This window comes from Paenibacillus lycopersici (assembly GCF_010119935.1).
Classification (GTDB): domain Bacteria; phylum Bacillota; class Bacilli; order Paenibacillales; family Paenibacillaceae; genus Paenibacillus_Z; species Paenibacillus_Z lycopersici.
Window position 1 is genome coordinate 5,231,730 of the sequence record NZ_CP048209.1, and the last position, 15,855, is coordinate 5,247,584.

The 15,855-nt window shown below is 55.3% G+C and carries 13 protein-coding genes; 4 read left to right on the forward strand and 9 right to left on the reverse strand.

Annotated features, from left to right (window positions below):
- The first annotated feature begins 149 nt into the window (after positions 1-149).
- Positions 150-1,442, forward strand: coding sequence for a UDP-N-acetylmuramate--L-alanine ligase (gene murC, locus GXP70_RS23005; RefSeq protein ID WP_162358989.1), 1,293 nt, complete (start codon positions 150-152; stop codon positions 1,440-1,442).
- A gap of 137 nt (positions 1,443-1,579) precedes the next feature.
- On the opposite strand, the gene GXP70_RS23010 is transcribed toward murC, so the two are convergent.
- The 5 genes from GXP70_RS23010 to GXP70_RS23030 all read right to left on the reverse strand — a co-directional run bounded on the left by GXP70_RS23010 (position 1,580) and on the right by GXP70_RS23030 (position 5,719).
- Positions 1,580-2,563 carry a phosphotransferase gene (locus tag GXP70_RS23010; protein WP_162358990.1) on the reverse strand — a complete coding sequence of 328 codons (984 nt, stop codon included), beginning with the start codon at positions 2,561-2,563 and terminating at the stop codon, positions 1,580-1,582.
- 581 nt (positions 2,564-3,144) lie between these two features.
- Positions 3,145-3,375, reverse strand: a complete 231-nt coding sequence (locus GXP70_RS23015; protein ID WP_162358991.1) for a VOC family protein — start codon at positions 3,373-3,375, stop codon at positions 3,145-3,147.
- 17 nt (positions 3,376-3,392) lie between these two features.
- Positions 3,393-4,184, reverse strand: a complete 792-nt coding sequence (locus GXP70_RS23020) for a class I SAM-dependent methyltransferase (RefSeq protein ID WP_162358992.1) — start codon at positions 4,182-4,184, stop codon at positions 3,393-3,395.
- 232 nt (positions 4,185-4,416) lie between these two features.
- A complete protein-coding gene (locus tag GXP70_RS23025) occupies positions 4,417-4,941 on the reverse strand; it encodes a 5' nucleotidase, NT5C type (protein ID WP_162358993.1) in 525 nt (174 codons plus the stop codon).
- Between the two features lie 97 nt (positions 4,942-5,038).
- Positions 5,039-5,719, reverse strand: coding sequence for a TetR/AcrR family transcriptional regulator (locus tag GXP70_RS23030; RefSeq protein ID WP_162360634.1), 681 nt, complete (start codon positions 5,717-5,719; stop codon positions 5,039-5,041).
- 134 nt (positions 5,720-5,853) lie between these two features.
- Here GXP70_RS23030 and GXP70_RS23035 point away from each other — a divergent pair, with 134 nt between their 5' ends.
- Complete coding sequence (locus GXP70_RS23035; protein ID WP_162358994.1) at positions 5,854-7,209, forward strand: MATE family efflux transporter; 1,356 nt, start codon at positions 5,854-5,856, stop codon at positions 7,207-7,209.
- Positions 7,210-7,377: 168 nt separating this feature from the next.
- Entirely contained in the window at positions 7,378-7,971 is a 594-nt protein-coding gene (locus GXP70_RS23040) for a P-loop nucleotide/nucleoside kinase family protein (RefSeq protein WP_162358995.1), read from the forward strand.
- Positions 7,972-8,059: 88 nt separating this feature from the next.
- Here GXP70_RS23040 and GXP70_RS23045 read toward each other — a convergent pair whose 3' ends face one another.
- The 4 genes from GXP70_RS23045 to GXP70_RS23060 form a co-directional block, all read right to left on the reverse strand.
- Positions 8,060-10,123 (reverse strand): alpha-galactosidase, encoded by a 2,064-nt coding sequence (locus tag GXP70_RS23045; protein WP_162358996.1) that lies wholly within the window; start codon positions 10,121-10,123, stop codon positions 8,060-8,062.
- A 71-nt stretch (positions 10,124-10,194) separates the two neighbouring features.
- A complete protein-coding gene (locus GXP70_RS23050; RefSeq protein ID WP_162358997.1) occupies positions 10,195-11,853 on the reverse strand; it encodes an extracellular solute-binding protein in 1,659 nt (552 codons plus the stop codon).
- A 136-nt stretch (positions 11,854-11,989) separates the two neighbouring features.
- Entirely contained in the window at positions 11,990-12,883 is an 894-nt protein-coding gene (locus GXP70_RS23055) for a carbohydrate ABC transporter permease (protein WP_162358998.1), read from the reverse strand.
- A 24-nt stretch (positions 12,884-12,907) separates the two neighbouring features.
- The gene (locus GXP70_RS23060; protein ID WP_404822367.1) at positions 12,908-13,810 is read right to left on the reverse strand and encodes an ABC transporter permease; all 903 of its coding nucleotides are present in this window, start codon (positions 13,808-13,810) and stop codon (positions 12,908-12,910) included.
- A 299-nt stretch (positions 13,811-14,109) separates the two neighbouring features.
- On the opposite strand from GXP70_RS23060, the gene GXP70_RS23065 reads away from it, so the two are divergent.
- Positions 14,110-15,849 (forward strand): response regulator transcription factor, encoded by a 1,740-nt coding sequence (locus GXP70_RS23065; protein WP_162359000.1) that lies wholly within the window; start codon positions 14,110-14,112, stop codon positions 15,847-15,849.
- Positions 15,850-15,855 lie beyond the last annotated feature (6 nt).

Consider the following 15,855-nt stretch of genomic DNA (forward strand, 5'->3'; position numbering starts at 1 on the left):
GCTATTGGGAGATTCATATGTACTTGAGCACCTTCTCCGGCTTGCAGCCGTGTAAATTTCTGGGATTAGCTGTATACTTGTGAGGTAGGCTATAACACAATCGGCTATTCGACATATACTGTTCCGATTACTTTTTTCAGGAGGTCAACATGGGGAGCTTTCACTTCATCGGCATCAAGGGCAGCGGCATGAGCGCATTGGCGCAAGTCCTTTTGGATCTTAACCATCACGTGCAAGGCGAAGATATTGACGCTTTTGTATTCACGCAGGCCGCTCTTGAATCACGCAGCATTCCCGTTTACGCGTTCGGAGATGCTCCTCTTGCTCCCAACATGACCGTAATCGCCTCGAATGCTTTTGACGATCGGCATCCATCCATCATTCGATGCAAGCAGCTAGGCATGACGGTTCATCGTTATCATCGCTTTCTAGGGGAATTAATAAAGGATTACACGAGCGTGGCAGTAACGGGATCCCATGGGAAAACGACAACGACCGGAATGATCGTCCATGCGTTAGACGCCGAGAATCCGCCCTGCAGTCTTATTGGGGACGGGACAGGAAAGGGGAATCCCTCGTCTGATCAGTTTGTATTTGAGAGCTGCGAATACAAGCGGCATTTCTTAGCCTACAAGCCTAACATAGCGGTTATTACGAATATAGATTATGACCACCCGGACTATTTTCCCGATATAGACGACGTTAGGAATGCCTTCGAAGAGATGGCTTCGCTAACATCGGGCTATATCGTCGCGTGTGGAGACGACGAACAAGTGCGTATGCTGAAGTCGGGTACAGAAGCCCTTTATTACGGTTTTGAACTGAGCAATGAACTTCGAGCCGCCCGTCTATCCGTCGATGGGGAGTCGACTTTTTTTGATGTAGATTACAAGAACACGGGCATCGGCCGGTTCAGCATCCCTTCATTCGGGAAGCACAATGTGTTGAATGCCTTAGCGGCAATTGGGGTTGCTCTCGTGCTTGACCGGGATTTGGAACTCGTCAAATCGCGATTAGCCGCTTTTACGGGCGTCAAGCGAAGGTTCACGGAGAAAGCCTGGGGAAACAACGTGATTATCGATGATTACGCGCATCATCCATCCGAGATCAGAGCCACGCTTGAAGCAGCGCGAAGCAAGTATCCCGGGAAGAAGGTCGTCGGCATTTTCCAACCGCACACCTATAGCCGCTTGGAGAAATTAATGGATGATTTCGCAAGCTCGCTGAGAGACGCGGATGATATCTTTCTCTGTCCCGTATTCGGCTCCGCAAGGGAGAACGCCGGAAGCGTCTCCATCGGCGACTTAAGGAATCGCATTCCGAACGCGCAATTGATCTCCGATAACATAACAACGGATTTGAACCCCTACAACGATTCCATTCTCGTATTCATGGGCGCCGGAGATATTCAAAAATATCAAGCGCAGCTGTTACAATCCTAACAAGCACAAACCTAACAAGCACAAACCTAACAAGCACAAATCGCACAGGGTCATCCTTCATTGGATGGCCCTTTCTTTGATCTCGCTTTGTTCGACTGCCGTCCGGCAGTCGAACAAAGCGACTATGCCGCTTGCCATCAAACGATGCCATATGAGCGAAATTCGTTGATGAACCCTTCTAACCAATCGTCCGAATAATCGAGAACGCCAAGATCATTCGGGATAAAAGTGACTTCAAGTCCCATCACCCAAAGCCGACGAGCTTTCATGAACAGTTCAATCGCCGATTCATCTTGAACGGAGAAGTCTCTTACAGATCGATAACCCGAGAGTAACGCAGTCCACAGCGATTCCTTTTTATCCTCTAGTTGGCGCTTTCTGCCCCGAACTTGTGCCAAATCGTAGGCTCGCCAGCCTAGCGCCGACCATTCAAAGTCATAATGCGTGAAGGAGTCGCCTTCTTGAAACGCATTGTTATTCCCATGCATATCTCCATGACAAATCCCCCAATCCAAGCCTTGCCTCGCTGCGGCGTCAATACGCTCCATCATTGCGTTTGCATATTCACGCAGAAATGGCGCTGCGTGATGGTGCGCTCCGATATAATTCACAATACGTTCCAGCGGCTGAGTGACGAGAAAGTTGGTGTCCAAGTTGAACCTAGGCTGGTTTAAAGCGATTTGGTCCATCGCCGCATGTAGCTCGGCAGCAGATCGTCCAAAAGAAAAACACGATTTGTCGTCATGAAGCATATTCTCGGTGCCGGTCAGATACCGGAAAATCACGGCGATTCTTTGCCCTTCAGGCGCATTAACAATTGTGTATAAACCGTTGTCTTTCTTGGAAATGGGCTCCGCTACGCTTGTACGTGCTGAGCTCAATACGTCTTGTAATCGAGTTAATACAGCTAACTCATACGCAACATCGCTCTCGCTAATTGAAAGGCGGTACACGCGCAGGATGTAAAAACCGCTTGATGTTCGAATACGATACGTATCGTTTAACCCGCGCAGCCAATACAAACATTCCGTCCATTCGCCGATCTCATACTGTTTGCTTAGGGAATATTCCAAGTATTTCGGATCTAGAACGGAACGCAGGGCCATGGGTCGAGTATACATTCTATTACTCCTTTGATTTTCTTAATCGCATGCTATGTTCCGTTTAAAGAAAGACCATCCGTATTGAGGATGGTCTCAGATTGTCGAGTAACCTATAAGCTGTTTCGCCCCGACTCGTGACAACCTGCGCCGGAACGCGAACAGATCCGGTTGCCGCATGCCGGCGTGGCATGACTGCTGGTACCGTTTCGAACCGGCATGCTTCATGGCGGCTGGTTCACGGTGCATCCGTCGATGGAAGGAAGCGGACAGGAGATCCGTTAATCGCTGCTTAATCACGTGTTTTCGTGTTCCGGCGGACAGGAGATCCGTTATATCGGCTGATTAGCCTGTTGTCGAAGTCATTCGGGGACATTAACGGATCCTGTGTCCGTACGCTGCCCCAAATAGCCCGATTTCCCCAAAATAACGGAACCCCGGTCCGCGAAACTTGGCGGGGGATCCTTTCCTTTCCATACATGCGGTATTTGCAGCGTCGAACTTTCTCGACGGCTTGACCATCCATATGAAGGATGGTCTATTTTCAAACAGAAACGTAACTAAAGCGGAACTATCGTTTCTCGATAGCTTACTAGCAAAATCTATAGTTGAATCACGCTAATCAAATTCCCATTATTATCCTTGAGGTCGAAGCGTCTAGGTTCTCCCTTTCGTAGCTCGGACACTTCCACTCCGAGTTGTCCGAGTCTCTCCCGAACTTCATCCGCATCCTTCACAACAAAATTGAAAGGGGTGTACGAGTTAATAGGTTCAAAATCCGGAATTTGTACCAAATGAAAGCCGCAATTGGGCGCAATAGCTAACCCTTGCATGATGCCTCCCTCCCTCTCTAATTTTTCCGGCAAATGTATAAGCCATGACTGCTCATGCCGAGGATGCTTCTTTCCCTGCATGTCCGCAAATGGTAGCTCATCCACGCTTGAAACTCATGCTCGTCCAACTGGTCCACGAATTTGCTGATCGTATGGCTTATTCCGTCCGTACCCGCATGTTCGACGGGAGTAACATCATACTGCCCCAGGAATGCCTCGATTTCATCCGGACTCGTAAAATAAGCCTCGGTCCAAAAACAATCTTCATCCCTTGCAAAAATCACCCCTTCATCCAGGACCTTGTCAATTACGCTGTTACGAATATAGCTCTTCTCTCTGGTCGCCAGCATTGGCAGAATCGAATATTTATTGATGTATGCAACCGCCAGATAACCGCCGCGTTTCAATACCCTAAGGCATTCATCGATACAACGATGCCGATCGCCCTGATCCGTGAGATGATACATCGGGCCCAAACACAATACGCAATCGAATGTGTCCGATCCGAACCTGTTTAGATCCGTTGCGTTATCAACGTACGCTTCCACGTCCAGCCCTTGTTGCAAGCTTTTTTCCTTGAGCAGTTCGATATGCTTCGGCGTGATGTCCACCGCGACTACCTCATGCTGCCGCTCCGCATAATGCAACGAATAAACGCCGGTTCCCGCGCCGACATCTAACAGTTTGGCGTGTTGGGGGATAAGCTTATCGAGAATATGCTTCGTCGTAAGAAATTCGATTTTCCTGGAATTCTTGGAGAACCTTGAATCCTCGTCAATCCTGTCGTAATACGCAGCAACCTCATTCACCCAGAACACCTCTTCGTCTTGGAATAAAATAAAACGCCCCTCTCACATAGAGAGACGAGCAGCAGCCTTCTTGGCTAGTCATTCGATGGAATATTTTTCAATATTGTACTGAACGGAGCGAGCGATTACAATAGAAAATTTCATGATGCGTTAGCACGCATAACCGCCGGTTAACGCGAAGAAGGGCCGCCAAGTCGGCAGCCCTCCTACTCTTGCATGTACGATTGCGGTTCTATCTCAGAAAATAATCCCGCACGTCCAGCCAGTTGTTAACTCTTACGTATCCCGTCTCGTTTAAATTGTGCGGTGCCGTAAACAAAATCCCTTTGCCTTTAAACCGCTCGAAATGCCGTGCATGATCATCGATGAGGTAATCCGCATGGATAATGCTCTTGTCCCCGCAAAAAACAAAATTCATCTCATCTAAAAACGGAAAATGCTCCTTGAGCCATTCGTATTTGGCCGTGAAAGAAGCGGGCACTTCCATCGCGGCCGTGGTGATGAAGATTTCAAACCGTTCGCTTAATTGTTGCATGACTTCCTGGCTATCTTGCATGACCGCCAGATCCCGGAAAAACAGAGGGTCATCCACATAGGCATTAATTTCACGAAGAAACTGCGGACGCAGCTCCCTGAGACGCGTTCCCGTCAAGTCGTTCACAGTCAGATTCTCGTTATAATCGCGGTTAAACACATGCAAATGCTTCGGAATGAAATCGGCGATCACTTCGTCCATATCAATAGCAATGCGTTGCATCCAATCCCTCCTTCCAACACCGTAACTATCATTATACACGATCTTATTAACCCCCCGAACGCCCGTTGAGGATCACCGGATCGGCGGTATCGGCAACCTACTTCTCATGTTCCTTGATCACCTGCTCAATCCCGAGCAGAATCAGCTTCAAGCCGAACTCGAACGACGCATCGCTCCCCATCACCTGGAACAGCCCGTTCTTGAACATCCTTCGGAACAGTCCCGCCTCCGTCTCGCTCATGTCGTCCAGAAGACGAATCAGATCCACGCCCAGATCCACTTCCTGATCCTCAAGGATAGCGGTAACATTACGCTCATGCTGATAGTGATCCAGCACGAAGTAGAAGACATAATTCACAAGCGTATTGACCACTTGCAGCTTCTGCTCTTGCGTCAGCGGCGTCGACTCCACGCAGAGCAGCATACGGTTGGTGAACCGGATAATATCCGGCTCGTGGGGGAGCGTCATCATCATGAGCTGCGTGGAGCAGGGATACCGGCTGAGCACGCTCCGCTGCGTTACCGCAAGCGCCGTCAGCTGCTCCTTCCAGTCCCCTTCGGATCGAAATTCCTCCAGAATCATTTTCGACACCTGGTTGGCCAGACGCTGATAGAGACTTTGCTTGCTCTTGAAGTACCAGTACAGCGAGGGAGCCTGAATTCCCAGCCGGTCGGCCAATCGTCTCATGCTGAATTTCTCGATGCCTTCCTCTCTCAGAAGCTCCCACGAGGCTTCCAGGATCTTATCCTCCGAAATTTGAGGCTGCTGTTTTTTCATCATATCCACCCTTTTATCTAACAGTGTAAGTTTGTTCTTTACAGGTCCATACGTTCATGATATCATCTAACACTGTAAGGCTCAAACTAACACCGTTAGATTAAAAAAAATACATGAAGAAAGCAGTGATTCGCATGGAAGCAGAAAACCTCCATTACTTTGAAAAGGCACCGGTCGCCAAAGCCGTCGCCCACTTCGCCGTACCGATGATGCTGGGCATGTCCATGAGCGTCATCTATTCCATCTTGAATGCCTATTTCCTCGGCACGCTGGGCAATACGGCCATGCTGACCGCGCTCGCGCTCACCTTGCCGTTATTCGCGGCCATAATGGCGCTAGGCAACTTGATCGGCGTCGGCAGCAGCGCATTCATCTCCCGTTTGCTGGGAGAGAAACGTTATGACGTCGTCAAGCATGCATCCTCGTTCGCCTTCTACAGCAGTTTGGCGCTCGGACTAATCGTCATGGCTGCCGGCCTTCCGTTGATCGATTCGATCGTTCACGGCCTGGGGGCAACGCCCGATTCCTTCGGCTACACGAAGGACTATGTCACGGTTATGCTGATCGGCTCGCCGGTCGTCGTATTATTCTTCACGCTTGAGAATATCGTCCGCTCGGAAGGTGCGGCAATGACTTCGATGATCGGTATGATCATGAGCGTTGTCGTGAATATTATACTCGATGCGCTGGTCATCTTCGTCTTCCATTGGGACGTGATCGGCGTTGCGTCCGCTACGGTCATAGCCAACCTGGTCGCGAGCGTATATTATGTTTTCCACATGGGAGCCAAGAGCCAATTCTTGACCGTTTCCTTCAAATGGTTCAAAGCCAACAAGGAAATTCTGGGCAATGTGTTCAAAATCGGCGTTCCCGTCTTTATTATGAGTCTCTTCCTGGGCGCCATGTCGCTGATCTTTAACCGTTATCTGGTCGAATACGGGGAGCAGGCCGTTGCGGCATTCGGAATTTCATCGCGTTTATTGCAATTTCCCGAGGTTATTCTGATGGGTTTATGCGAGGGAGTCGTGCCGCTCATCGCCTTCTCTTTTACGGCGAATAAATTACGCATGAAGCATACCATCAGCTTCACGATCAAAGCGATTCTAACGTTAGCCGTCGTGTTCGGCGTCATCGTCTATCTGGTTTCCGACCATTTAATCGGACTATTCACGAATGACCCGCAATTGATTGAAATGGGCAGCTATATCCTGCATGTAACGTTCTTATCCTTGTTCATTACGGGAATGACCACGTTGTTCACGGGCATCTTCCAAGCAACGGCGCAAGGCACCGCCGCTTTTATTATGTCGGTTATTCAAGGAATTACTCTGATTCCCGTGCTGTATCTCGCGAATCGGATGAACGGTTTTCACGGGGTGGTCTGGTCGCTCGTCATCGCGGATACCGTCGCGTTCCTCGTCGGTGCCACCTTGCTGTATGCACTGCGGAACAAATTGCAGCCGGCGGATTTGGAACAACTGGCACACTAGCGCGGATAGCACGCAACAAGCAAGAAGGCAGAATTAGGGGACTCCCTGATTCTGCCTTCTTATATATAAGTCGCCTTTTCCGCTTCCCCGCGATCGGACTTGTTGGATACGCCGCAGAGCGATGATACAATACGCTTAAATCGCGTAACATTCACGGGAGGCATTCGCATGCGCAAGCTCATTCTCTTCATCGGCCCTGCGGGAGCAGGGAAAACAACGCTCGCCGAAGCCTGGGTCCGCCGCCGCGGCGGCGCCTATCTGGATATGGATACGCTGCTGCGGCCGGCGGCGGCGGCGCTTATGACGCTGGCGGGTCAAGATCCCGAGGATCGGGATTCGCCCTTCTATAAGGAACATTGCCGCGACCTCGGCTACCGGATCACGATGGACGCCGCGCTGCAGCAGCTCGCGCTCGGACAGGACGCCGTCGCGGTCGGTCCGTTCACGCGGGAGACGGAAGATCCGGCATGGCTGGCGCGGGAGCTCGGCCGTATCGGCGCTTCCACGGACGACGTATGCGTGAAGGTGATCGCCGTCTATTTGCCTGCCGAGGCGGACTACCTGGCTCGTCTCCAAGCCCGCGGCTCGTCCCTCGATGCCTGGAAACTCGACAACTGGGCGCATTTCCGCACGACGCTGCGCCGCCGGACGATCGCCTGGCCGCTGCCGCCGGAATCCGTGCTCGCTTTCGACAATTCGGGACCTTACACGGAAGCCAAACGGAGCGAAATGGAGCGGTTTATTCTAGCCGGCATGTCGTAGGCGACGCTTCGACAAGTAGGACAAGGAACAAGGGAAAATACGCACGAAGTACACGCGTGACCTACGCGCACCTCCCGTCACGTGCTTCTTACGCGAGACGTTCCAGCCGCAGCATGACCGATTCCGCAGGAGCCAGCTGCAGCTCGACACGGCCGCTGACGTCGCGGACCTTCTTGGTCCACAGCTCCTCGCAGCGATACGCCGCGCCGGCAGGCAGGCCGAGCCGCTCCAGATCGACCGACTTGCCGGCAGCGAGTTCCCCGTCGTAGTTGAACACGGCGACATGGACGATATCCTCGCCTTCCTCCGAACGGTCCATGCGGTAGAATACGTCCGCCGCGCGCTGCCCCGTATTCCCGGCGAGCGGGAGGAACGTCCCGCCTTTGCGCGCGATCGCCAGCAGCGCCGGTTCCGTCAGCCAGGCGCGCGCACGACGGCAGGCCTCTTCTTCGCGGAAATCGTCGCCCATCAGCAGCAGCGTCCCCGCGATCAGCGAGGCGTTCAGCCGGCTGCGGCCTTCATGCTCCGTCGTCGGCTCATGGTTGTAGCTCTTGTAGAGCACCGTATGGTCGGGATCGTTGAACCGGTACAGCGTATCGTGGATCCACCAGCCGTACGTCAAGGAATTGAGCATGTACTCCGTATCCTTCAGCTCGCCGAACGCGTCGCAGGAAATCCGGCGGCCGTGCGCATACGGATGCGGGAAGAGCGGCGCGATCGACAGATGAATGAAGAACTTCCGGCCGATCCGCGCAGGATCGAGCAGCCCGCAAATATGCGCCATGCCGAAGCGATAGGCTTGAATGCCGGTCTGAATGTCCGGCCGATGATGCTTCCCTTCCAGCGTCCCGTGCGCCATGAAGTCGAGCTTCACGTATTCGTAGCCTTCCTCCACGAAATTCCGCAGCGTCCATTCTACGCGCATCAGACAGCCCGGATGTGTCGGATCGATCGCAAGCCCGCCGTCGAGATCGGGCAGCACTTGACCTTCCCCGTCGCGCAGCAGCAGGTCCGCGTAGGTGTAAAGTCCATCGGTTCCTTCAACGATCCGATTCCCCGCTTCCTCGCTCTTGCCCCAATACGCGAACGGCGTCCAGTACGTGCCCGCCTTCTGCCCGTTCCGGTTGACATGCACAACCGCTTGCCGCCGTTCCTCGGCCGTAAGATTCGTCCAGAAGGAGTCGAAATTCAAATAGACGACCCCTTGGTCGTGGAAGCCCTGCTGCTGGACCTCATGGATCAAATCCGACGCGCGCACGTAACTGTCGAAGCTCAGCTCGGCGCCGACCGCGGACCAGCTGTTCCAGCCGAAGGGCACCGTCCCTTCCCAGGCCAGCGGCGGTTCGATGCGCGCATTCGCCTCTCCGAAGGCGAGCAGCCCGTCCCTGTAATCGCCGAAGGCGCCCAGCCAGATGACCGGCGATGATAATACCGTGCCGCTGACAATGCCATGGGGGATCGTATCGCGCGTATATTCGCTGGCTGCGCCGCCGTAGATTTCGAGCCGCTGCACGGCTTGCCCGGCCTCGCTGTCGATCACAATGCCCGTCTTCCACGTATCATGCGCTACGGAGCCGAACACGAGCCCGCGGCGGGAGCCGTCCCGGTATACGGCCGACGCTTCGTAGCTTTCCGTCCGCCCCGGCATCGCGACCGATTCGTAGCGCACCCACTTGTCGTTATCGAACGGCACGAACAGCGCAAGCAGCGGATCTTGCTCGCTGTCGCCTGATTCGGCTTCCAGGCGAAGCGCGCCTGCTTCGTCGGCGCAGTAGATCGGCGCGATATAATTCGAGGCGATGGCCTCGCCGTCCGAACGCCGCGCTTCCGCCTGCACGAGGCAAGCCCTCATCCCTTCATGCACCGTGAAGCGCTGCATGATCTCCAAGCGATCGTCCATTCGGTGCTGCACGGTCAGCTCGGCGCCTGCCCCGAAGACGCCGGACGCATCCGCGATCCGGTACGAGCGCTCCCGCGCTTCCCGCGTCGTGAGCAGCCGGCCGTCCAACCGAATCCGGCTTTCGATGCCTTGCACGGCCGCCTCGTCCAACCAAGCGATCGAAGCGCTGCCATTCGCCAGATCGACCTCTACGCGCACCTGCCCGTTATCGATCGCCGCGAACCGTTCCTGTTCCGTTCTCGCTATCGTCATCCCTTTCGTCCTCCCCGTCGGCCGGGAATAAGAAAGGCCGGCCGCGATCGGCCGACCTCTCTCACCCGCTCTTATTTCCACAGCGCCAATCTGTCCTGATAGTTGTCGTTGATGATTTTCTCGATCTTCTCGCTGCCCGCCGCCTTCATGTCCGCAAGCATCTTGTCGAACACCTGGCCGGCTTCCGCCGCGTTCTTCGCGATGATCGCCTTCGTGATGTTCTGCGTCATGATGTCGTTGACCTTCTGCGAGATGAGCGCTTCCGGCGTTCCGCCCTGCGGGCCGAGGTTATCGTACGTGTCGGTGTTCCAGACGGAATCGCCCAGGTTCTTGATCGCCATCTTGTCGATTTCGCTGCGGTCATAGCGGCCCGCCAAGTCGTAGACGGTGCCGTCCGAGCCTTTGCCCGCCTTGATGAACCAGGTCCATTTGCGGATGCCCGTCGTCTTGGAGTAGTTGTTCCAATCGTCCTTGAAGCCCTGCAGCACTTCCGGTTTCGGCACGTGCTTGCCGTCAACCATATCCCAGTGCTTGCCTTCGACGCCCCATTGCAGCAGGTACTGGCCTTCTTCGCTCGCCAGGAAGTTGATGAATTGCATCGTGCGTTCCGGATTCTTGTTCGCCTTGGTAATGCCGATCGCGTCCCAGCCGAGCGAGCCCTGCGGGCCGTAAGTCGTCTTGGCCGGATCGACGTCCGGGCCGACCACTTTATAATCGAAGAATTCCGCGTCCTCGCCGCCGTCTTTCTTCAGCGCCGTGTTCGCCGTTCCGAGATCCCAGTAAGCGCCGGTCGAGCCGAATACGGTGCCGGAAGACAGCTTTTGCAGCCACGATTCCTTCTTGTTGATCGCCCAGTCCGTATCGATGAGGCCTTCCGTGTACAGCTTATTCATATAGAGAATCATTTCTTTGTATTTCGGGTCTTCGACGTCGTATTGCAGCTTGCCGTCCGTCTCGTAATACGTCTTCATGCCGAACATGCCCTTGAACGTGCCCGTCACGGCGCCCATGTTGGAACCGTCCATCGTCAACGCCGTCGTCGGCTTGCCGTTCACCGTCGGATATTTCGCTTTGAAATCCTTCAGCAGCTGTTCGAATTCATCGGCCGTGAACGGCTGACCGCCGGCCGCCTTATCCGGCGCGAGCTCCTTGAGGAAATTCATCTTCAGGTTGAAGCCGAAGACCGGCTCGCCTTCCGACATCCCGTACCAGTTGGACAAGTAATAGTTTTTGCCATCCGTATACCGGGTTTTGTTCAGCGTATCCCCGTACATCGCCTTGACGTCCGGGCCATACTTGTCGATAAGGTCGTCGAGCGGGATGAGCGCGCCCGTCGAAATGTACTTGTTGACGATGTCGCCGCCGCGGTCCATCAGCACGATGTCCGGCAAGTCGTCGCTGGCGAGCATCAGGTTCAATTTCTCCGTCGGATTGCCCGTCGGCTGCTGGATCTCGACCGTCACGCCCGTGCGCTTCGTAATTTCCTGCGCCACGTCGTTCGTGAACGCGTCGCCGGTGTTCTTGTCGAAGAACGTAATCTTAAGCGGCTTGAGCGATTCGTCCGGCTTGCTGCCGGCATCGTTCGCTGCGCCGGCGTTGCCGGGCTTGCTTGCATTCGATGCTTGATTCGCGTTATTGCCGTTATTGCCGCTGCTGCCGCAGCCTGCCGCGATCGCGGCGACTAAAGCGAGACTTAGGGACAGCGCGCCCCATTTCTTGATTCCTGGCATGGTGATTCCCCCTGTGCGAATTGTATACTAGCATACTACATGTTCGACCCGCAAGAACGGCTCCGACGGAGCCCGGCAAAGCTCACCTCCTTAAGCAGCTTGAGGAACGCGGCGCTAGGCCGCCGTTCCTTCGCCCCTAGCTCTTGACCGCGCCAAGCGTCATTCCCTTGACAAAATACCGCTGCAGGAACGGGTAGACCACGATGATCGGCAGCGTCGCCACCATCGTCGCCGCCATCCGGATCGTATCCGACGAGACGGCGTTGCGTTTGGCGGAATTCGCCATCTGGTTGGCGCTGGACGTGAACGATTCCGTCTGGTATTGATTGAGGATCTTCACGAGCACGGCTTGCAGCGTCTTCAGATTCGGCTTGTACGTGAACACGTAGGAGTCGAACCAGGAATTCCAATGGTTGATGGCCGTGAACAAGCCGATCGTGACCAGGACGGGCACGCAGATCGGCAGGATGATTCGCCAGTAAATCTGGATATCGTTCGCGCCGTCCATCTTGGCGGATTCTTCCACCTCGATCGGCAGCTCCTGCATGAACGTGCGGACGATGATAACGAAGAAGACGTTCATCATGTTCGGGAAGATGTATACCATGAAGCTGTCGATCAGGTGCACGTTCTTCAGAATCATGTAGTACGGGATCAAGCCGCCGCCGAAGTACATCGTGAAGATGAAGAAGAGCGAGATGATACGGCTGCCGACCAAATCCCGCTTGCTGAGCGCGAAGGCCAGCAGGCTGATGACGGCCAGCGCGAGCGGCGTGCCGACCAGCGTCCGCAGCACGGTGACCTTGAGGCCGTTCAGGATTTCCGCGTCCTGCAAAATCTGCTTATAGCTGTCGATGCTGATGACGCGGGGCCATAAGTAGATGCCGCCCCGGACCGTGTCGTCCGCGCTGTTGACCGACAGCACGAGGATGTTCCAGAAGGGATAGAACGTAATAACGAATACGAAGGCCAGGAATACGTATACGCCGGCCATATACAAGCGGTCGCTGTAGCTCTTGGATGCTGTCAATGCTTCGTCCTCCTTTCAGGCGAATTAATAGAGCGATTGCTGGTTGACCTTCTTGGACCAGCCGTTCACTAGCACGACCAGGATAAAGGCGATGACCGATTTGAACAGCCCGACCGCCGCGCCGTACGAGAACATGCCGTTCTGCAAGCCGTACCGGTACGTGTACGTATCGATGACGTCGGAATATTGAAGCACGGTCGTGTTCTGCAGCAGGTACTGCTGGTCGAAGCCCGCGTTCAGCACGTTGCCGACGGCCAGGATCGACAGGATGACGATCGTCGGCTTGAGCGAAGGCAGCGTCACGTTCCACATTTGGCGCCAGCGGTTCGCCCCGTCCACCCGGGCGGCCTCGTACAGCTCCGGATTGATGCCCGCGATCGCCGCCAGGTAGATGATGGCATTGAAGCCCATGTCCTTCCACGTGTTCGAGAAGGCGATGATCCACCAGAACATATGGCCGTTCTGCAGGAAGGTGACCGGCTTATCGACGAGGTGCAGCGACTGCAGCAGCTGGTTAATCACGCCGCCGGACGAAAGCACGGTGACGATAATGTTCGCGGCGATGACCCACGAGACGAAGTGGGGCAAATACGATACGGTCTGAACGATCCGCTTGAACATGCCGCGGCCGACCTCGTTGATCATGATCGCGAGCACGATCGGCGCCGGGAATCCGATCAACAGCGACAACAGGCTCTGAGCGAGCGTATTGCGCATGATCATGTAGAAATCGCCGTTCGTGAAGAAATAATCGAACCATTGAAAACCGACGAATTTACTGTGAAAGAACTGATGAAAGAACGAGCCGCCGCCGGGCGAATAGTTGATGAACGCCATGTACAAGCCGAACATCGGCCCGTACGAGAAAATGATCGTGCAGATCAGCGCAGGCAAAATCATCAGGTATAAATATTTCTGCTGCTTCATTTTTCGCCATTTGCGCGATCGGGCTGCCCCTCCGATGGCGGGAAATTGTCGTTTGTCTAAGTGCGCTTCCATGCCTTTCCTCCTCCGAACGACAGCCGTTCCAGTGCCGCTTCCGATTTCGTAGCCTAATTATACGGTCGCGAATTGAAGCGTTTCCATAACCCGATTCACGGAAACGCAACGCAAACCTACACATCTCCGGAGGAGATATTGTTGAAAACCGTTACAACTACTACAATGAAACAATCGAATCCGGGATGCTTTACGGGATGTTTTATAGATGAAGGGGCGTGCTTCGCTTGTACAAAATTCTGCTGGTGGACGACGAGAAGCTGGAGCTGAACGCGATCGCCAATTATATCCGGTGGGAGGATATGGGCATCGTCGTCGCGGGCACCGCCAAGAACGGACGGGAGGCGCTTCAGGCGATGGAGGCGTGCAAGCCCGATATCATTCTGACCGACGTCCGCATGCCGATCATGAACGGACTGGAATTCGCCTCGAAGGCGAAGCAGCTCGACAAGAACGTCAAGATCGTCTTCCTGAGCGGGCACGACGAATTTCAATACATCAAATCCGCGCTCGCCATCGAAGCGATGGGCTATCTGCTGAAGCCCGTCGATACGGCCGAGCTGACCCAGCTCATGCAGCGGGTCATCCTCAAATGCCAAGAGGATAAACAGCTGTCCGAGTCCGCGGAAGCGACGAAGGAGAAGCTGGTCCGCAGCCTGGCCGCCGAGCAGGACGAGGAGCTGCGCCGGGAATGGGTCAAGCGCATCGCCATGCTGCCGCATCCGCTGCCGACGATCGGCCGTTTCCGCGTCTGCTGCTGCAGCCTGGACGCGATTGATCCCGGATTGCCGGCTTTGGAGACGCCGATGCCGGTCCCGTTGCCGGCCGGGCCGGCCGCGCTAACCGGCAAACAGCGGCAGGCGATCCTGTCGCTGACCGAGGCGAAGCTGGCCGTCATGCACCTGCCGAGCTATGTGTGGGCCGTGGACGAGCTTCGGTTCTGCGCGCTCTCGTATGTCGTCGACGATGCGGAGGACGTCGGCCTGCCGGCGCTGATGGAGGAGCTCGTGGAGGAAGCCGGCAACCGGTTCGGCGTCGTGCTGTCGGTCGGCATTTCGCGGCTCGGCCGTTACCTGGAGGAGCTGCACGAGCGCTTCGGCGAAGCGCGGGAAGCGAACGGCGACAAGTTCTACAGCGGCACGGGACGCGTGATCCGCTATGCCGCCCACGCGCCTGCCGCGCCGGCAAGCGCCCTGCACGTTCTGGATATCGCCGAGCAGCTGAACGATGCGATCGCGCATCTGCAGACGGAGCAGGCGGAGGCGATCCTCAGCGGTTATTTCGGCGCGTTCGCCGCGAACCGCACGAGCAGGGACGCCATCATCGCCGGCACGATGCAGCTGATCTCGGAGGTCGAGCGCAAGTTCGCTCCGCTGTTCGAAGCCCGTGCGGAACAACGCGCCGAGCAGCGTCCCGGGCAGCGTTCGGAGCAGCATGACGGACAGCGTTCGGAGCAGCATGACGGACAGCGTTCGGAGCAGCATGACGGACAGCGCGCCGCGCCCCCCGCCGGGCACGGCGAATCGCCGCTCGGGATCGATTGGAAGACGATCACCGAGCCGGGATCGGTCGAACGGCTGCACGCCTATCTTCTGGCCTGGTGCGGCGGAATCATGACCGTCATCCGCGACAGGGATCACGATAAGAATTTGAACGTCGTCCATCAGATCGCCGCGATGATTCACGCCCGGTACGGCGAGGCGCTCACGGTCGACGACCTGGCCGCGAAAGTCTATTTGACGCCGAATTACATCCGCACCTTGTTCAAGCAGAAGACCGGCGAGACGATTTTGGAATATATGACGAAGGTGCGCATCGAACGGGCTTCCGAGCTGCTGAACGACAAGTCGCTCAAGATCCACGAGGTCGCCCGGGCCGCCGGCTACGAGAACGTCTCCTACTTCTGCTCGCTCTTCCAGAAACACCGAGGCGTCACGCCCAACGAATACCGCAAGAAATACTTGTAGGCGAAA